Consider the following 18,047-nt stretch of genomic DNA (forward strand, 5'->3'; position numbering starts at 1 on the left):
AACCAACAAGGCAACAAGGAGAAGCACCATGTCCTGGCTCGAAAGCTCCATCATGGCCAAGAAGGGCGTCGCCAAGGGTGCGGCGAACGCCAGCTTCGCGATCACCGAGGAAAGCCAAGGCAAGTACCACTACGTCTACGGGCCGTTCGTCGATCCCGTGCTGACGGTCGACCCGGGCGCGGTCGTCTCGGCCGAGACGCACGACGCCTTCGAGGGCAAGATCAAGCATGAGACCGACAAGCCCTCGGAGATCCTGAACTTCCCCTATCTCAATCCGCAGAACGGCCCGATCTACGTGAACGGCGCCGAGAAGGGCGATGCGCTCGCGGTCTATATCGAGAGCATCGTGCCGCGCGGCGAGCAGCCCCGCGGCACCACCTGCGTGATGCCCTACTTCGGCGGCCTGGTCTCGACCGACAACACCGCGATGCTGCACGCGCCGCTGCCGGAGCGGGTAAAGAAGGTCGACATCACCCTCGAAGAGGGCACGAAGTGGACCGACAAGATCACCCTGCCCTACGAGCCGTTCATCGGCACGATCGGCACGTCGCCGGAAATCGAGGCGATCTCGTCGCTGCAGCCGGACTACTACGGCGGCAACATGGACCTGCCCGACGTCGGCGTCGGCGCGGTCGTCTACCTGCCGGTCAACACCAAGGGTGCGCTACTCTATCTCGGCGACTGCCACGCCGCGCAGGGCGACGGCGAGCTCTGCGGCGTCGCGATCGAGCATCCGACCGTGACCACGGTGCGTATCGACCTGATCAAGGGCTGGACCATCAAGTGGCCGCGGCTCGAAACCAAGGACTTCATCATGTCGATCGGCTCGGGCCGGCCGATGGAGGACGCCGCGCGCATCGCCTATCGCGACCTGATCGCCTGGATGGCGGCCGACTACGGCTTCACCGAGATGGACGCCTACATGCTCCTGACCCAGGCCGGCCGCATGCGGCTCGGCAACATGGTCGACCCCAAGTACACGATGGGCGCATCGATCAAGAAGAGCTTCCTGGTCTGATCATCTGACCGCCTGACCTCACTCCGCTTCTGATGCGAACCCGCGCCCACCCGTCGATCCGGGCGGGCGAACGGGGCCGTCTGCCCGCATTCCAGACAGGACCGATCCGATGCCGAACGTCCACAAGGTCGCCACCGTCCAGTTCGAACCCACGATGTTCGAGAAGGAGCGCAACGTCGGCCGCCTCCTCGACCTGTGCAAGGCCGCGGCGCAAGCCGGCGCCAAGCTGATCGTCACGCCCGAAATGGGCACGACCGGCTATTGCTGGTTCGACCGCGCCGAGGTCGCCGCCGAGGTCGAGACCGTGCCGGGGCCGACCACCGCGCGGTTCGAGGCGCTGTGCCGCGACCATGGCTGCTGGATCGTGATCGGCATGCCGGAGGTCGACGCCGACGACATCTACTACAATTCCGCCGTGCTGATCGGTCCCGACGGCGTCGTCGGCACCCATCGCAAGAGCCACCCCTACATCTCCGAGCCGAAGTGGTCGGCGCCGGGCGATGTCGGCCATCAGGTGTTCGAGACGCCGATCGGCCGGATCGCGCTCCTGATCTGCATGGACATCCACTTCATCGAGACCGCGCGGCTCTGCGCGCTCGGCGGCGCGGACGTGATCTGCCACATCTCCAACTGGCTCGCCGAGCGGACGCCCGCGCCGTACTGGATCAGCCGCGGCTTCGAGAACGGCTGCTATGTGATCGAGTCGAACCGCTGGGGCCTGGAACGCACGGTGCAATTCTCCGGCGGCTCCTGCGTGATCGAGCCGGACGGCACGCTCGCCACCGTGATCGACACGGGCGACGGCTTCGCGCTCGCCGACATGGACCTCGACAAGGCGCGGGCCCAGATCGTGCTCGGCGAACCGGTGTTCGACCAGCGCCGGCCGGAGCTCTACCCGGAGCTGCTCGCCGATACGTTCAGCTGGAATCCGCTCGACTTCTTCGGCCTCTACACCCATCGGCCGCTGCCGCCCGGCAAGCGGTCCGAAATGGCGGTCGCGCAGTTCGCGCCCGGCGCCGACGCGGCGGCGAACCTCGCCCGGATCGAGGAACTCGCGGCGAATGCCAAGGCGGAAGGCGCGGAACTGGTGGTGTTCCCTGAACTCGCCGTCTCCGGCCTCGTCGACCCGGCCGCGGCGGCGGAGTCGATCCCCGGTCCGTCGACCTGGCGGCTGATGGCGCTCGCCAAGCAGCTGAAGCTGCATCTGGTCGTCGGCATCGCCGAGGCGGCGGGGCACACGCGCTACAACAGTGCGGTCCTGATCGGACCGGAGGGCGTCGTCGCGGTGCATCGCAAGCTGCATCTTAATGCCGCCGACCGCGCCTGGGCGACGGCCGGCGACAGCTGGACCGTCGCGGACATCCCGATCGGCCGCGTCGGCCTGCTCATCGGCCATGACGCGGTATTCCCGGAATCGGGCCGCGTGCTGTCGCTCCGGGGCTGCGACGTGATCGCCTGCCCGGCCGCTATCGCGGGGCGGTTCTCCTACGGCCACGAGGGCACGGCGATCGCGCAGAGCTGGCCGATCCCGACCGGCGCCGACGCCTATCACTGGCATCATTTCCGCGCGCGCGCCGGCGAGAACAACGTGTTCCTCGCCTTCGCCAATGTCTGCGACCCGGCACGCGACATGCAGGGGCTCAGCGGCGTGTTCGGCCCGGACACGTTCGAGTTCCCGCGCCGCGAGGCGATCGTGACGACGGCCGAGGGCATCGCCGCGGCGACCGTCGACACGACCAACCTCGCGACGCGCTACCCGACCAATGTCGTGCGCCGCAAGGACATCGTCTGCATGCGCCTGCCGCATCACTACCGGGCGCTGGTCCGCCAGCCGAACCGCGCCCATCCGGCCGCCTGACTCGCACCGCCACAAACACAAGGGAGATGCATTGATGGATCTCGGTCTCAAGGGTTCGAAGGTTTTGATCACCGGCGGCACCAAGGGCATCGGCCGCGCGATTGCCGAAACCTTCGCCGCCGAGGGCGCGGATGTCGGCATCTGTGCGCGCAATGCGGCGGAAGTCGCCGACACGGTCGAGGCACTGAAGGCGCGCGGCGTCGCGGCCTATGGCGAGGCGGTCGATGTCGCCGACGGCGCGGCGCTGAAGGCCTGGGTCGGCCGCATGGCCGACCGGCTCGGCGGCATCGACGTGGTGGTGGCCAACGTCTCGGCGCTGGCGATCGGTGCCGACGAGGAGAGCTGGCGCAAGGAATTCGAGACCGACATGATGGGCACCGTCCGGCTGGTCGACGCCGCGATGCCCTATCTCGAGAAGAGCCCGGCCGGCGCGATCGTGACGATCTCGAGCGTCTCCGGCCGCGAAATCGACTTCGCGGCCGGGCCCTATGGGACATTCAAGGCGGCGATCATCCACTACACCCAGGGCCTCGCCTACCAACTCGCCGCCAAAGGCATCCGTGCCAACACCGTCTCGCCGGGCAACACCTATTTCGACGGCGGCGTCTGGAACTCGATCAAGGACGGCAATCCGGCGCTCTACGCCGAGGCGCTGGCGCTGAACCCGACCGGCCGGATGGGCACGCCGCAGGAGATGGCCAACGCGGCGGTGTTCCTGGCGAGCCGCGCGGCGAGCTTCATCACCGGCACCAACCTCGTCGTGGACGGCGCGCTGACCCGCGGCGTGCAGTTCTGAGCGGCGCTCCTGAGTTGGCGGCGTGACGGGCGTCAGCCGCCGAACAGGATGAGGCCGCCCAACGCGATCTGGCAGCCGAAGCCGGTGAGAAATGCCGCCGTGCGGATCGGAATCGGCAGGCCCGCGATCGTCACGAGCGCATGGGCGAGCCGGGCGAAGAAATAGACGCCGCAGGCGGAGGCGACCGCCGCCGACGCGCCGACGGCCCAATGGGCAACGAAGGCGAGCGGCGCAAACACCACGAGGTTTTCGACCGCATTGACATGGGCCTGTACCGCGCGGCCCGCCCAGGGCGCGCGCGGCGGCGGATCGGCGGGCGGGAACAGCGCCCAGCCCGGCGGACCCAACTCGCGAAAACGATTGGCGACATAGGGGATCCACAGGATCGCGGTCAGAAGAACCGTCGCAGTGAGCCAGAACAGTGCCGGAGACTGGGCGATCGACATCCGGTTCCCTCGTTTTGGACGGCATCCGGAGCCGGTCGAACCGCGCCGAACGCCCTGCTCCGGCGACCATCGCCAAAGCTCTCATAATTTTGTACGATATCGCACAGAACTATGAGGACAAGTTTTTTATGCAAGACCGCACAAAATCGACCGCGCGCAGCGGGCGTCCGCGCCAATTCGACGAGGACGAGGCCGCAGCGCGCATGCAGCGCCTGCTCTGGACGACGGGATTGTCGAGCCCGTCGCTCGATGCCATCGGCCGGTCCGCCGGCCTCAACCGGCCGAGCCTGGCCGCGGCCTTCGGCGACAAGAACGCCATCTACGAACGGGCGGCGCGCGACTATGCGGCAATGATGGACGATCGGCTCCGTCGGGCGCTCGCGGCGGACGATCTCCCGGTCGCGCTTCACGAGGCGTTCGAGGCCGTCATCGACATCTACACGGCCGAGGGGCCGGACGGCTGCTTCGTCCTCTGCACGGCGCCGGCGGAGGCACGCGCCAATCCGATCTGCCGCGACATTCTCGACCGGTCGATCCTGGCCATCGACGCGCTGTTCCTCGATCGCCTGCAACGCGAGCAGGCGCGCGAGGGCTCGGCCCTCGCAGACTACGCCGGCCTCGCGGCGATGCTCGGCGCCACGGTGCACAGCATCGCGCTGCGCGCCCGTGCCGGCTGGAGCCGTGAACGGCTGCTGCAACTGGCGCACGACACGGTCGATCGCCTGACGGCGATCTCGGGAGAGCGCGGCGCGAGCTGACGCCGTCAGGGCTTCGGCGGGTTGGGCACCCAGACCGGCATGGACACGGTCAGAAACGCGGCGGTGCCGTTTTCGAGCCGATTGCGCGCCTCGAACTCGCGGAACAGCTTGATCCGGGTCTGGATCGGAATGCCGTTGACCGAGAAGCCGTATCCGACCGTGCCGCCGAGCGCGGCGACGCGGCCGCGGAAGGCGCCGAAGGTCGCGCCGGCGCCGCTGTCGCCGGTGGTCTGCTCATAGTAGTAGCCGAGCACGCCGACCGAGAGCTCCTTGGTCAGCGCTTTGGAGACCGAGGCCTCGAGGTGGAACTCGTTGCCGGTGCGATAGCTGGTCGCCGTGTTCGTGCCGTTGAAGGTGTAGCCGACCGTGGCGGAGACATCGATGCCGGTCGCCGGATCGAGCCAGGTCACGGCAAGGAACGGATCGACCGCCCAGCGATGGAACGACATGTTGGCGAAACCCGCCGCGTCGTACTGGCCGATCGGCACGTTCACCGATGTACCGGCCTGGACGTTCCAATTGCCGGACTGCCAAGCGAGGAAACCCGAGACCACCGGGTCGCCGAAGAAGGAAGCGCTGTCGCGGGCACCGACGGTCAGCGGCATGCGGGCCCCGAACGGCGGAACCACCGTCGCGGAGGCCGTCAGCGTCGGGCCGCCGTAAGGCTGCGTCAGCGACAGGCCGAGACGACCGTCCAGGACCCGCGCCGGCGTCATCCAGAGCGCCGTCAGCATGTTGGCGGTCGCGTTGGCACCGATGCCGGCGCCGATCGAGGTGCCGTAAGGCAGGCTGACCTCCCGACGGACCGCCCCCATGTAGCGATAGAGATCGTTCTGGAGGAACACGCCCTCGACCGGCGGTGCCACCGCGGCACCCGGGCCGCGCAGGCCGAGCAGATACCAGCTGAGCGCATTTTCGGCCGCCGCGGCCGGACCGGCAGCCGCCAGTGCGGCAATGAAGAAACCGACGCGCAAAAGGCGGCTCTCTGAGGTCATGGGCGCTTCCGTCTCCGCCTGCGATTCGCAAGGACTCGTGCCGTAACGTTATCATAACGCAGCGGTATACGAGCGACGTCTCCGCCGCCGTGGCCGGTTCGAACGGGACAAGGGACGAGCGGCTCCGCGGGACGCCGCGCTTTCCGCGTCCGTCTCGCGCGGTCAGGCCTCGATCGTGGCGCCGGCGGGGAGCAGATCCGCGCCGTACTCGGCGACGAGGCTCTCGATCGTCGGACCGGCGTCGACACAGGCGAGCGGCCTCAGCCGCGTCTCCACCAGGGCCAGATGGCCCGACATCGCCTTGACCGCACGGCCGCGTTCGCCGGCGGCGAGCGCGCGGAAGATGCCGCGATGCTCGTCGCAGCCGCATTGTGAGCCGGCGGTGTTCTCGTAGAAGGCGACCAGCATCGTCGTGCGGCCGACCAGCTCCTGCGCGTGACGCTGGATGATCGGGTTGCCGGTCATGTCGGCGAGCAGGAAGTGGAACTCGGCGGAGAGCTTCAGCCACTCGTCGCGCCGGCCGGCCTTCAGCGCCTCGGCCTCGCACTCGACATGATCGCGCAGCCGGTCGAGCTGGGCCGAGGTCAGCGTTTCGGCGAGATGCGCGGCGATGCCGCTCTCCAGGATGCGGCGTGCCTCGAACACGGCGTGGATCTCGCCGAGGTCGGGCGCGATCGTGAAGGCGCCGCGGTTCTTGACCAGCTCCAGCAGCCGCTCGTGGCCGAGCCGATGCAGCACCTTGCGGATGCGCTCGCGACTGACGCCGAAGATCTCGGCGAGCTTGTGCTCGCCGAGCTTCGTGCCGCCCGGCAGGCGGCCGGCCAGCAGGATGCGCGACAGCACCGCGTGGATCGCGGTCTCGTCCGGCGGCGAAGATCGACTCTCGTCCATGACGGTCAGAATCGGCGGAAGCGCGGCGCCTGTCGAGTCCGCATCATACACCGATGCCGCACATTTTGGCACCGATTGTGCACAATTTCTCATCCAAGAACGGGCGCCGCCCTTTCACCCCTCCGGAGGAAAATCCGATAACTCGTTGTTTTTGCTAATTTCGCTAAACCGAGAGGGTCTCGCTCTTCGTTGGCACGCCCGTTGCGAATGATCCAGCATCGCCTTTCTCGCATCGACGCTCTCGTCGCCCCGATCACGAGGTTCTGCCATGACCACGCTTCTCACCGGCCGCCCGACCCGTCGCAACCTGCTGAAGGCATCCGCCGCGGCCGCCGGCCTTCTCGCGGCACCGTCCATCGTGCGGGCCCAGACCAAGGAACTCGTCGTCGGCGGCGCGGCCGGGCACAAGCCCTGGGTCGAGCAGATCGTCGTGCCGATGTTCGAGAAGAAGTACGGCTGCAAGGTCATCTTCGAGGGCACGCGCTCGCTTGTGAACCTCGAGAAGATGCAGAAGAACAAGGGCGCGCAGTACATGTCGGTTGTCCAGATGGACGATCCGGTCATGATCCTGGCGGTCAAGGAAGGGTTGCTCGAGCCGATCACGCCGGCCAAGGTGCCGAACATGGCCGAGATCACGCCGGCGGCCGTGCACATGGACGGCATGTGGGCGAACTACCTGCAGCCCTGGCTCGGCATCGCCTACAACAAGACCGCGATGCCGACGCCGCCGAAGTCCTGGGCCGAGCTGTTCGACCCTAAGTACAAGGGCCGCATCGTCGTGCCGTCGCTGCAGAACACCGAGGGCCTGCCGCTGATCTTCGCCGCCGGCCTGCTCGCCGGCCAGTCGCTCGAGGCGGCGCAGAAGGATGTCGACGCCGGCTTCAAGAAGCTCGCCACGCTGAAGCCGAACCTGCTGACGATCTATACCCAGCAGCCGCAGGCCTACAACCTGCTCGAACAGGCCGAGGCGACCATGATCGGACCGGCGATGTCGTCCTATGCGCTGGAGCGCAAGGCGGCCGGCGCGCCGATCGATCTCGTCGCCCCGAGCGAGGGCGTGTTCGCGATGCCGTCGGGCATCGCGGTCATCAAGGGCGCGCCGCAATCGGATCTCGCCTTTGCCTATGTCAACGAACTGCTCGGCGCCGAGCTTCAGACCAAGCTCGCCGGCCCGACCTATTCGCTCGCCACCAACAAGGCGGTGCCGCGCCCGGCCGGCCTCGCGCCGGATCTGAAGATCTACCAGATCGACTGGGCCAACGTGGCGGCCGAGCGCAACAACTGGATCTCGCGCTGGGATCGCGAGATGGCGCTCTGACCATGGCGGACAGGGCGGGCTTTCTCTCCGTATCGGGCGCAGCGAAGACCTTCGGCGCCGCGACCGTGCTCGACGGCGTCGACCTCTCGGTCGCGCGCGGCGAATTCGTGTCGCTGCTCGGTCCCTCCGGCTGCGGCAAGACCACGCTGCTTCGGATCGTGGCCGGGCTCATGATGCCCGATCGCGGCCGGGTCGTGCTCGACGGCGACGACATGACCCGCCGGCCGCCGCATCGGCGCGACATCGGCGTCGTGTTCCAGAGCTATGCCCTGTTCCCGCATCTCGACGTCGCCGGCAATGTGGCCTTCGGCCTCAAGGCCCGTGGCGCCGCGCCGGCGACGATCGCCGCGACGGTGGCGCGCACGCTCGATCTCGTGCGCATGTCCGCCTTCGCCGGCCGCCCGGTCCGGGCGCTGTCGGGCGGCCAGCAGCAGCGCGTCGCGGTCGCCCGCGCGCTGGCGGTCGGGCCGAAACTGCTGCTGCTCGACGAACCGTTCTCCGCGCTGGATCGAAAACTCCGCGAGGCGATGCAGATCGACTTGAAGCGCATCCTGCGCGAGGTCGGCACCACCGCGATCTTCGTCACCCACGATCAGGACGAGGCGCTGACCATGTCCGACCGGATCGCGGTGATGAACGGCGGCCGGATCGAACAGCTCGATACGCCGGAGGCGATCTACCATCGTCCGGCGACGCCCTTCGCGCTCGGCTTCGTCGGCCTGTCGACGCGACTGCCGGGCGTGGTCACGACCGCCGCCGACGGCACGGTCGCGATCGACACGCCGCTCGGGACGCTCCGCGCGCCGGCGCATTTCCTGCCCGGCAGCGCGGTCACGATCGGGGTGCGACCGGAGCGGATCCGTGTCGCCGCCTCCGAGAACGCCGCGCCCGCCGACAACCGCATCCGCGCCCGGCTTGCCGACGTCGCCTTCCAAGGCGCGCGCGTGCTCCTGCATTTCAGCGCAACCGACGGCGTCCAGATCCTGGTCGAGGCTCCGCAGCTGCCGGCCGGCGCCGGACCGGGCAGCGAACTCGACCTCGTCTGGCCCGTCGCGGACACGCTGATTTATCCCGGCACCGCCCCGACCCTGGAGGACGCGCCATGACCGCCCGGTTGCGTTTCGACCCGGTCGCGCTGCTGATCGTGCCCGCGGTCGCCTATCTCGCCTTCGCCTACGGCATACCGCTGTTCGTGCTGCTCGCGCGCGCCTTCGTCGTCGATGGCGTGCCGTCGGTGTCATCCTTCGTGCGGTTCTTCTCCGATCCGTTCGACTGGCTGGTGATCGGCAACACGCTGCGCATCGCGGTCGCCGTGACGCTGGTGTCGCTCGCGATCGGCTACCCGACCGCGGTCGCGCTGGCGCGGGCCAAGGGCGCCGCGCAGGCCGCGATCCTGGTCGCGATCATCCTGCCCTTGTCGGTCGGCGTGGTGGTCAAGGCCTTCGCCTGGCAGATCGTGCTGCGCCGCGACGGCGTCGTTTCGCAGACGCTGGTCGCGCTGCACCTCTGGGATACGCCGCAGCGGCTGCTGTTCACCGAGACCGGCCTCGTCATCGGCGCGGTCAACGTGTTCGTGCCCTTCATGATCCTGCCGATCTATTCGGTGCTGAAGCTCGTCGATCCGCGGCTCGACGAGGCGGCGGCGACGCTCGGGGCGACGCCGCTCTACCGCTTCTTCCGCGTCGCGCTGCCGCTGTCGCTGCCCGGCATCGTCACCGGCATCGCCTTCGTGTTCTCGATGGCGGTGTCGATGTACGTCGTGCCCAACCTCCTGATCGGCGACCGCTTCCAGACGCTGGCGACGCTGACCGGCCGCTCGTTCCTGTTCATGCGCAACGAACAGCTCGGCTCGACCACGGCGGTCGTGCTGCTGGCGCTCGCGGTCGCGACGGTGGTCGGCAGCGCGGCACTCCCCAGACGCTTCGGGGGCGCGTCATGACCGGGATCGAACGACTGGCAAAGGCGCTCGTCTGGATCGTGGCCGCCGCCACGGTGGTGTTCCTGATGACGCCGCTCGCGGTCGCGGTGGCGGTCTCGTTCGGCTCCAGCGCGGTGTTCACGCTGCCGGCGCCGGGCTGGTCGCTGCGCTGGTACGAGGCGCTCGGCCGCTCGCGCGATCTGTGGGCCGCGGTCGCGACCTCGGCCGAGATCGCCGCGCTCTCGACGGTCATCGCGCTCGTGCTCGGCACGCTGGCGGCGATCGGTCTCGTGCGCGGCTCGTTCCGCGGCCGCGAGGCGATCGTGACCTTCCTGGTCTCACCGCTGATGCTGCCGGGTCTCGTCGTCGGCATCGCCATGCTCGAGGCTTTTCGCGGCATGGGGTTGCGCCATGTCTGGGCGAGCCTGATGGTCGCCCATGTGGTGATCACGCTGCCCTATGTGGTGCGGACGGTCTATGCGGCGCTGGCGCTGTTCGATTTCACCCTGATCGATGCGGCGCGCACGCTCGGCCTCTCCTATCCGCGCGCGGTGCTCGCCGTGCTGGTGCCGGCGCTGGCGCCCGCCTTCATCACCTCCGGCATGTTCGCCTTCCTGGCCTCCATGGACAATTACCCGATCTCGATCTTCTTCACCGACGCCTGGACCAAGACCTTGCCGATCCAGATGCTGCAATATGTCGAGGAGAGCCCCGATCCGACCATCGCGGCGATCTCGACCCTGCTGATCCTGCTGGCCGGCGCCGTGCTCGTCGTCGGCGACCGGCTCGTCGGCCTCCGGCGCATGGCGGATCTCTGATGAACCGGGGCAACGCACAGGACCGCGACTTCCGCGGCTACGGCGGCCGGGTGCCGCAGGTCCGCTGGCTGGGCGACGCGCGCGTGGCGGTCTCGGTGGTCGTCAATGTCGAGGAAGGCGCCGAGCTCGCGATCTCGCAGGGCGACGAGCGCAACGAGGCGGTCTACGAGGTCGTCGAGGAGATCGTCGGCGCGCGCGATCTCTGCATGGAGTCGCATTTCGAATACGGCCCGCGCGCCGGATGGCCGCGGATCCGGGCGCTGCTCGCCGCCCATGGCGTGACGGCGACGCTCAACGCCAATGGCCGGGCGCTGGTCGCGACCCCTGGATCGCCGAGGAGGCGGTCGCCGACGGGCACGAGGTCGCCGCGCATGGCTGGCGCTGGGAGCGCCACGCGCACATGGACGAGGCGGAGGAGCGCACCGCAATCGAGAGAACCGTCGCGGCGATCCGCGCGACCGCCGGCGCGCCGCCGCGCGGCTGGCACACGCGCTCGGCGACCTCGCCGAACACGCGCCGCCTGCTTATTGAGCACGGCGGTTTTCTCTACGATTCCAACGCCTACAACGACGATCTTCCCTATCTGACCCGGGTCCAGACGGCGGCGGGGTCGGTCGACCACCTCGTGCTGCCCTACGCCTTCGACACCAACGACATGCGCTTCCAGCGCGGCGGCGGCTTCGTGTTCGGCGACGACTTCGCGCGCTACTGCATCGACGCTTACGACCGGCTCCATGCCGAAGGCGCGACCGCGCCGCGCATGTTGTCGATCGGTCTGCACCTGCGCATCATCGGCCGCCCCGGCCGGATCGGCGGCCTCGAACGCTTCCTCGCCCACGTGGCGACGAAGGGCGGGGCGTGGTTCGCGCGCCGCGACGCGATCGCCGAGCACTGGCTCACGGCGATCGGGCGGACGGACATCATCGACCGGAGCCGCAAGGCGCCGTATCCGCCGTCGGGGGATCGACGACCAGAGTGACAGGATCGCAGGCCTCCTCGCCGCAGACCCCGGCCTCGATCGAGAGCTTCGGGAGCTTGCGGCGCTGATCCAACAGGGCGATCGGTATCAGCATCGGGCTCTTGAAATAATCATCGCCGGTGCTGAGCTCGATCGGTAGCCGGGTCCGGAAGCGTCGCGGCTCCGGCGAGGTTACGGTAATGCCCAGCGAGCCGTTCAGATGCCGTCCAGCCACCACGTCGAGGCAGACCGAGAGCATGTCGCCATCGCGCGCGACGGCGGCATGAAGTCCCTCTTCCTCGGCATGGGTCGGCTCGACACGGACCGGCTCGGCATGAACCGGCTCGGCTCCGGCGGCCATCGCGGGGGCAGGCCCGAGGATGATCGCCCCGAACAGCGCGGCCGCACCTGCGACGGAACGGAAGTCGCGGCGGCTCACCCGAGTGCCTTCTGGATGGCGGGCAGCACCTTTTCCTCCCAGTGCTTGCCGCCGGCCTTGCCGAAGAAGATCTTCTTGTCCCCCCTCATGACGACGACCTTCGGCGTTCCGGGCTTGACGCCCGCCGCCTGGATCACCCAACGCAGGTCCGCCGGCCATTCCTCGGCATTGTCACTCCAATTAAACGAGAGCGTCTTCACCTCGCGGGTGGTCACCTGTCGGGCGAGCTGCGATTGCAGGAAGGGCTTCCACTTCTGGTTCTCGAACGACGGACACCACGGGCAGTTCTTGGCGCCGACATAGATCACCAGCACGTTGCCCTTGGCCTCGGCTTCCGACATTGCGCCGAGCGTGCCCAGCCCCAGGCCGGTGGCGACCATGCCGGTCAGAAATTCGCGACGGTCCATGTCGATGACTCCCGCTGATTTGATGTCGGAAAGTCTATCACGGCACCGACGGTGGACATGCCTCAATTGGGGGCGCTGCAGGTAGCAAGTGACCGCACCGCCCGAACCTGACATCTACGTAACATTACATTGAGACCGGGCGGGCTTACCTCATTTGGGGTATGTCGCTCGCCTCAAATCGCGCCAGAATTCGTTTGCATTCAGCCCGTCGGCTCGTAGCCTGAGATCGCCGTCCACTTTGGAACCGCAGCGCCTGCCAGCCTCGCACCGCCAGTTTCGCACAGACGATGATGTTTCGATCCGACCCCCGAATGATCATCGGAGAACTGGCCGAGATCATTGCCATTCCCGCCCCGGACGCAGACGTCTGGTCCGCATTTGCGCGACGCTTCTCGGAGCTGGTTCCGGGGACCAAGACACTGTTCATGGCGAACGATCGGGTCGCCGACTGCGACATCCCCCTGGTTCAGTTCGGGTTCGACAAAGGGCTCATCGCCGAATTCGCGACCCATTACGGCAACAGAAATCCGTGGGCCCCTTTCAATCGTCAGCTGCGGTCACTCATTCCCGAACGGACCGAGCAAAGATTACCGGCATCGTCGTTCAAACATACCGAGTTCTACAATGATTTCCTGCCGCGGATCGGCGAGAGCGATGCGGCGACAGCCATGAAGATCTGGAACGGCGACCAGCGCAACGCCGAGTTCATCGTTCACTACGCTGCGGCTCGTGACACGCGCCTCAATACCTTGCTCGATCCCGTCCTGAAAGCACTGGGTCCCGTGATGAGCGAAGCCTTTGCGTCACTCCGCATTCGGATGGATCGCGAGCGTGCCGATCGTCGCACCGCGATGGTCGAGGCGATGGTCGATCCGGCGTTTGTCGTCGCGAAGAACGGTAAGGTCCTGGCCGTGAATGCCGCCGGCGAGGCGCTGGCTCGGGAGGCCGAACTGGTCCGGATCGCGGCCGGCGACAAGCTCGAGGTTCTCTCAACCGCCGCTGCACAGGCCGTCGCAGAGGCGATCGCGACGGTCGTGCGCGGCGATCGGTTGGCGGCCGGCAGCGAACTGACCCGCCTCGGCGCGCCCGGCCGCACGCATACGATCACCGTCTATCCGATGATGGCGCATCTCGGCGCCGGCTTCGGCCTGCTGTCGCCGTCGGAAGCCTGCGTGCTGCTCATCGTCCGCCCGCTGCTTCAGACGGCGGCGCAGCCGGTCGAGCTGTTGCGCGAGCGCTTCGGCCTGACCGCGGCCGAAGCAAGGCTCGCGCTGAAACTGATGGGCGGAGGCTCGCTTCCAGAGGTCAGCAAGGCCCTCGGCATCAGCTATCTGACCGGACGCTCGCAGTTGAAGTCGATCTTCGCCAAGGTGAACGTGCGCCGGCAGTCGGAACTGGTGGCGACCTTGCTTTCCTGCTGCGGCTGGATGCTCTGACACCGCCCCGCTCTCGCACCGGCACGGCAGCGTGCCTTACGGCGGTACGCTATTTGTACCGAGCCAGAAACTCCAGAATGACGTATCCCTCGCCGCGCAGCACCTCGATCGGCATCTGGGCGTCATCGACCGCCTCGATGTTCGAGCAGGTGCCGCACTGGCCGTATTGCGCCTTCTTGCCGGACGGCAAGGTCACATTGATGTCGTAGCCGGTGTCCGCCCAGACGAAGTCCACGGAGTATCCGTTCTGGCTGCACCGATCGCCGTTGCATCGAACTCGGGCAACACAGGTCCGCGCGTCGCAGAGAATATCGTCCCTCATCTTGGCGGTGAGCTGATTGGCCACCTTCCAGATGCAGGCCCGCCGTTCGGCGTTGCTCTTCGCCCGTTCGCCGCAGCCCTCCTTCGCCTGAAAGAGGCGGAACGACATGACGGCGTCGGCTTCCTGCGCATGCAACGTCCCGAACGAAAGGAACAGGAAGACCGCGGCGAGGGCTGAGCGGATTATACGAAATCCCATGGCTTTCGACCTTTGTTCGCGCTCTGGCGCCATCGGCACCGTGCGCGGTAGCGCCAGTTCGACCGGATGATCTGACGGACCTATTTGCTCTTGCCGCGTACCGGCGCGCTCACCGGCGTCAGCCCCATCAGCACCGAGTCGGTGCCCTTCTGAGGTGCCGCCTCCATGTCTTTCTTTCTTTGCTTCTCCTCCGCCTCGCGTTGCATCTCGTCCCGCTTCAGCAGTTCGAAATAAGCGATGCAGTTCTCTTTCAGGCGCGGGGTCACGATCGCCTTGCAGTCCGACAAGCGGCGGGCCTTCTTCCTGATCCCGAGATCGAGGTCGAACTGGCGTTGCTTCTGTTCTTGCTCGATGTGCTCCTGCTCGATCCGCTGCATCATCTGGTTGTCGTCCGGTTCGGGGGCCGCCGCCCTTCCGATCAACTCCCCGACACCGTTGATGAAGTTCTGGATCGCCTGGGAGTTCGAGCCGGCGTTGCTGCTTCCCCTGGCACCGCTGCCCCGCGACGAAAAGTCGGAACTCATGGTCGCGTTGGCGCTGCCGTGCGCCGACAGAAGTAACGTCGCCAATAAAAACGCATCGCGTGCGATCCGACGGCACATCGCTGGCGCCCCCCAAAGATCATCGTCAATGCCGGAATCGTAGCGGGAGCACCGCGCGGCGTCTTACCCCAATTGGAGCATGAAGCGCGTCTGGTTCGATGGCCCTATCGGCACATCGGATCGCAACCCTTTGCTGGAAAGCTGCGGGAGACGTGTCATGGAACACCAACGGACCGGGTGCCACCAGAAGACCAATCCGCGACGGCTCTACCGTCGTCTGGTCGGGTCGGCGGGCCTGATCGTCGCAACGCTCGCCTCCGGCGACGCCTGGGCCGGATGCATGATGCAGCGTCAGTGCCGGCCCGCCTATCGCAACGAGCAGGTCATTCGCTACCAGCAGCAATGCAACACGTTCTATTTCGCCGGCCGCCGCCAAACGAGCTGCCAGAACGTTCCCGTGCGGACGATCCAGCCCGTGGCTTATCAGGACTGCTCGCAGGTCGTGCGGGTCTGCAACGACCTCGGCTCGCTGATCGGCGGTGGCCGCCGCCGTTGAGCCCGTGAGGGGGCGCAGGCGACCGCGGGCGCGTGACGATCAGGGTCGCGTGCCCATGACGCTCACGTATGGCGCCGAACGGCAGCGGCCGAGGGGCGTGGCGTCGTCGACGGGTGCGTCGTCGTCGCCCTCCGAGCCGGCGGTCGTCGCGATGCCGCCGGCCGTCTCGCGCCGTCCCCGTGCCGCCAGCGCCCGGCGCTCGCAGGCACGATAGAAGCTCAGGCTGTCCCGGAGCCAAACATCGGTCGCCTGCCACAGGCGCGGCGAGAGCCGGATGTGCCGTCCGCCCGGTTCGAGGATCGTCAGCAGGCCGGCGCGCTCGGCGTCTTCGATCAACATGCGGACATGGGTGCGCGATACCGAGGCGATTTCCGCGCCGAGGTCGTAGCGCAGGCTGGTGTCGAGGCCCTCCGACCCCTCCGCCGCCTGCAGCAGCAGGAAGAGGATCAGGCAGCCGCTGTCCCTTTCGAGGAAGATCGTCATCTTGCGATGCCGGCGCGCGGCGCGGTGCAGAAGGCCGAGGTGCCGCATCATCTCGCGACGGATTGCGAGGTGGTGGGCCGGCCGGGGACCCCGCGCCTCCGGCTCGATCTCGCGATCCTCCGATACCCGTACCGCCGCCTCGAGGATGCCGAGGAACGCCGCGTCGAGCAGGATGAGCCGCTCCGTCGGCGTGATCAGGGTGACACGTCGATCGCCCGAGCTGCGGCGCTTCTCGATGAAGCCGTAGCGCTCGAGATAGGCGACGTAACTGTCGAGGCGATTGCGGCTGATGAATCGGAAGTCGCCGAGCGCGGCATGCAGGCGGCTGAGAGTCGGCCACGTCGCGCGGTTTTTGTCCTCCAGCCCCGCATGGAGCCCGAGCACCGCGGCCGTGCTCACGCAGCGCCCGATTTCCAGATAGAGACGGCTCGCATGCGCCCGCCGGGCGCAAAAGCCGATGAGACCTTCGATAAAGGTCGAGCGAGCCCTCGCGTACGAGGCTTCCGAAACAATTGGGAAGCCACGGTCACGCCCGAGTGAAATTTCTCTAATAGATGATACTGCCAAGTACAATTCCTCGAATTCTTACAAAAAACTGTCTGTCCAGCCTCGACGAACCGAACAAGCGGCAACATGAAATCTTGACTCAGGCCGTTCAATTGCCTGCCGACATCGCGAAACGGTCGGTATGGAGAATGGGACGAATTGCAAAACGCTCTGCGCGATATTGACCTCGGGTTATTCGTGCACCTACAATTTTGCATGGGAGGAGCAGGTGCCCGCGACAGCGCAGAAATCCAGCGGACTCGACACAGCCGGTCCCGCACCGGGCGGCATCGCGGTTCCCTTCGGGGCCGTGACCAACGAGCGCGGCTTCGAGATGTGGGCGGAGATGCTCGCGCCGATCTTCGACGTCGAGGCGCCGCGCGACGTGGTGTCGGATTTCGCCTTCGGCATCGAAAGCTGGACGCTCGGATCGGCGGTGATCGGGCGCTGCCAGGCGCCGGCCCACGCCTTCGACCGCTCGCGCCAGACCATCGCGCGGAGCGGCATCGATCATGTGATGATCCAGTTCCACAGCGACGGCGGTCTCGTCGGCGATTTCGAGGGCCGATCGGTCCACGGCCGTCCCGGCGATATCTGTGTGTTCGACCTGGCCCGGCCGGCGCGCACCGTCTCGCCCGATTTCCGCAATACGACGCTGGTCGTGCCGCGTTCGATGCTGGAGCCGCTGGTGGCCGACTACGACGGTCTGCACGGCCTCGTCCTCCCGGCCAAGAATCCGCGCATCCGGCTGCTGCGTCGCCACATCGAGGAATTGACCGACCAGATCGCCGGCCTCGGCGCGGAGGATCTGCTCGCCCTGGTCGAGCCGACGGTCCACCTCGCCGCCGCCTGTCTCGGCACGTCGGCGGACGGCCGGATGATCACCGCTCCGGCGGTCGACCGCGCCAAGCTCGCCGCGGTCCGGAGCTTCATCGAGCGCCATCTCGCCGATCCGGCGCTCGACGCCGCGATGATCTGCCGGCAGATGGGCCTGTCCCGTTCGGTGCTCTATCGGCTGTTCGAGCCACTCGGCAGCGTCGCGGCGCACATCCGGCAGCGGCGGCTGAACCAGTGCCTGCGCGAACTCGTCTCGCCGCGCCATCGGGCCCGGCGAATCTCGGAGATCGCCTTCGGATGGGGCTTCACCAACGAAGCCTCGTTCAGCCGCGCGTTCCGCCAGGCCTTCGACGTTTCGCCGAGCGATGCCCGCCTCGCCGGCGAGCTGCGGCTGCGCCGGCGGCTCCGCGACGACGGGCCGGCCGACGGCACGGGCGCCCTGGAGCCGGAGACCGCCCTCGCCGACTGGATGATCGACCTGATGCGGGTGTGACATCAGCCGCATCA

At 67.5% G+C, this 18,047-nt stretch carries 20 protein-coding genes; 12 read left to right on the forward strand and 8 right to left on the reverse strand.

Features of this window, described 5'->3' with window-relative positions:
• The first annotated feature begins 28 nt into the window (after positions 1–28).
• The 3 genes from ABS361_09655 (at position 29) to ABS361_09665 (ending at position 3,672) form a co-directional block, all read left to right on the forward strand.
• Entirely contained in the window at positions 29–1,018 is a 990-nt protein-coding gene (locus ABS361_09655; protein ID XBY46448.1) for an acetamidase/formamidase family protein, read from the forward strand.
• A gap of 109 nt (positions 1,019–1,127) precedes the next feature.
• Positions 1,128–2,876, forward strand: a complete 1,749-nt coding sequence (locus ABS361_09660) for a nitrilase-related carbon-nitrogen hydrolase (protein ID XBY46449.1) — start codon at positions 1,128–1,130, stop codon at positions 2,874–2,876.
• A 34-nt stretch (positions 2,877–2,910) separates the two neighbouring features.
• Positions 2,911–3,672, forward strand: a complete 762-nt coding sequence (locus tag ABS361_09665; protein XBY46450.1) for an SDR family NAD(P)-dependent oxidoreductase — start codon at positions 2,911–2,913, stop codon at positions 3,670–3,672.
• Positions 3,673–3,704: 32 nt separating this feature from the next.
• On the opposite strand, the gene ABS361_09670 is transcribed toward ABS361_09665, so the two are convergent.
• A complete protein-coding gene (locus tag ABS361_09670; protein ID XBY46451.1) occupies positions 3,705–4,118 on the reverse strand; it encodes an MAPEG family protein in 414 nt (137 codons plus the stop codon).
• A gap of 128 nt (positions 4,119–4,246) precedes the next feature.
• Between ABS361_09670 and ABS361_09675 the strand changes: the two genes are divergently transcribed.
• Positions 4,247–4,876 carry a TetR/AcrR family transcriptional regulator gene (locus ABS361_09675; GenBank protein XBY46452.1) on the forward strand — a complete coding sequence of 210 codons (630 nt, stop codon included), beginning with the start codon at positions 4,247–4,249 and terminating at the stop codon, positions 4,874–4,876.
• A gap of 5 nt (positions 4,877–4,881) precedes the next feature.
• On the opposite strand, the gene ABS361_09680 is transcribed toward ABS361_09675, so the two are convergent.
• Together ABS361_09680 and ABS361_09685 are read right to left on the reverse strand one after the other, a co-directional pair.
• The gene (locus ABS361_09680; GenBank protein ID XBY46453.1) at positions 4,882–5,871 is read right to left on the reverse strand and encodes a transporter; all 990 of its coding nucleotides are present in this window, start codon (positions 5,869–5,871) and stop codon (positions 4,882–4,884) included.
• 162 nt (positions 5,872–6,033) lie between these two features.
• Complete coding sequence (locus ABS361_09685) at positions 6,034–6,762, reverse strand: GntR family transcriptional regulator (protein XBY46454.1); 729 nt, start codon at positions 6,760–6,762, stop codon at positions 6,034–6,036.
• 268 nt (positions 6,763–7,030) lie between these two features.
• Here ABS361_09685 and ABS361_09690 point away from each other — a divergent pair, with 268 nt between their 5' ends.
• From ABS361_09690 to ABS361_09710, 5 genes are all read left to right on the forward strand, one after another.
• Positions 7,031–8,080, forward strand: a complete 1,050-nt coding sequence (locus tag ABS361_09690) for an ABC transporter substrate-binding protein (protein ID XBY46455.1) — start codon at positions 7,031–7,033, stop codon at positions 8,078–8,080.
• Between the two features lie 2 nt (positions 8,081–8,082).
• Positions 8,083–9,186: an ABC transporter ATP-binding protein gene (locus ABS361_09695; GenBank protein XBY46456.1), complete on the forward strand. Its 1,104-nt coding sequence runs from the start codon at positions 8,083–8,085 to the stop codon at positions 9,184–9,186.
• Positions 9,183–10,019, forward strand: coding sequence for an ABC transporter permease (locus ABS361_09700; protein XBY46457.1), 837 nt, complete (start codon positions 9,183–9,185; stop codon positions 10,017–10,019). Before ABS361_09695 ends, ABS361_09700 begins: the two co-directional genes overlap by 4 nt.
• Complete coding sequence (locus tag ABS361_09705; GenBank protein ID XBY46458.1) at positions 10,016–10,816, forward strand: ABC transporter permease; 801 nt, start codon at positions 10,016–10,018, stop codon at positions 10,814–10,816. The genes ABS361_09700 and ABS361_09705 overlap by 4 nt, the downstream gene beginning before the upstream one ends.
• Before the next feature lie 241 nt (positions 10,817–11,057).
• Entirely contained in the window at positions 11,058–11,795 is a 738-nt protein-coding gene (locus tag ABS361_09710; protein ID XBY46459.1) for a polysaccharide deacetylase family protein, read from the forward strand.
• Here ABS361_09710 and ABS361_09715 read toward each other — a convergent pair.
• Together ABS361_09715 and ABS361_09720 are read right to left on the reverse strand one after the other, a co-directional pair.
• Positions 11,737–12,213, reverse strand: a complete 477-nt coding sequence (locus tag ABS361_09715; protein XBY46460.1) for a hypothetical protein — start codon at positions 12,211–12,213, stop codon at positions 11,737–11,739. The two genes, ABS361_09710 and ABS361_09715, sit on opposite strands and share 59 nt — an antisense overlap.
• Positions 12,210–12,620 (reverse strand): hypothetical protein, encoded by a 411-nt coding sequence (locus tag ABS361_09720; GenBank protein ID XBY46461.1) that lies wholly within the window; start codon positions 12,618–12,620, stop codon positions 12,210–12,212. The genes ABS361_09715 and ABS361_09720 overlap by 4 nt, the downstream gene beginning before the upstream one ends.
• 311 nt (positions 12,621–12,931) lie before the next feature.
• On the opposite strand from ABS361_09720, the gene ABS361_09725 reads away from it, so the two are divergent.
• A complete protein-coding gene (locus tag ABS361_09725) occupies positions 12,932–14,056 on the forward strand; it encodes a helix-turn-helix transcriptional regulator (protein XBY46462.1) in 1,125 nt (374 codons plus the stop codon).
• A gap of 49 nt (positions 14,057–14,105) precedes the next feature.
• Here ABS361_09725 and ABS361_09730 read toward each other — a convergent pair whose 3' ends face one another.
• Both ABS361_09730 and ABS361_09735 read right to left on the reverse strand, forming a co-directional pair.
• Positions 14,106–14,576 carry a hypothetical protein gene (locus ABS361_09730; protein ID XBY46463.1) on the reverse strand — a complete coding sequence of 157 codons (471 nt, stop codon included), beginning with the start codon at positions 14,574–14,576 and terminating at the stop codon, positions 14,106–14,108.
• A gap of 80 nt (positions 14,577–14,656) precedes the next feature.
• On the reverse strand, positions 14,657–15,178 hold the full coding sequence (locus tag ABS361_09735) for a hypothetical protein (protein ID XBY46464.1): 522 nt from the start codon (positions 15,176–15,178) through the stop codon (positions 14,657–14,659).
• A 157-nt stretch (positions 15,179–15,335) separates the two neighbouring features.
• On the opposite strand from ABS361_09735, the gene ABS361_09740 reads away from it, so the two are divergent.
• The gene (locus ABS361_09740; GenBank protein XBY46465.1) at positions 15,336–15,674 is read left to right on the forward strand and encodes a hypothetical protein; all 339 of its coding nucleotides are present in this window, start codon (positions 15,336–15,338) and stop codon (positions 15,672–15,674) included.
• 39 nt (positions 15,675–15,713) lie between these two features.
• Here the strand turns inward: ABS361_09740 and ABS361_09745 are convergent, their stop codons facing one another.
• On the reverse strand, positions 15,714–16,724 hold the full coding sequence (locus tag ABS361_09745; protein XBY46466.1) for a hypothetical protein: 1,011 nt from the start codon (positions 16,722–16,724) through the stop codon (positions 15,714–15,716).
• Positions 16,725–16,932: 208 nt separating this feature from the next.
• On the opposite strand from ABS361_09745, the gene ABS361_09750 reads away from it, so the two are divergent.
• The gene (locus tag ABS361_09750) at positions 16,933–18,033 is read left to right on the forward strand and encodes a helix-turn-helix domain-containing protein (GenBank protein ID XBY46467.1); all 1,101 of its coding nucleotides are present in this window, start codon (positions 16,933–16,935) and stop codon (positions 18,031–18,033) included.
• Positions 18,034–18,047 lie beyond the last annotated feature (14 nt).

It is taken from the genome of Ancalomicrobiaceae bacterium S20, assembly GCA_040269895.1.
GTDB lineage: Bacteria > Pseudomonadota > Alphaproteobacteria > Rhizobiales > Ancalomicrobiaceae > Methyloraptor > Methyloraptor flagellatus.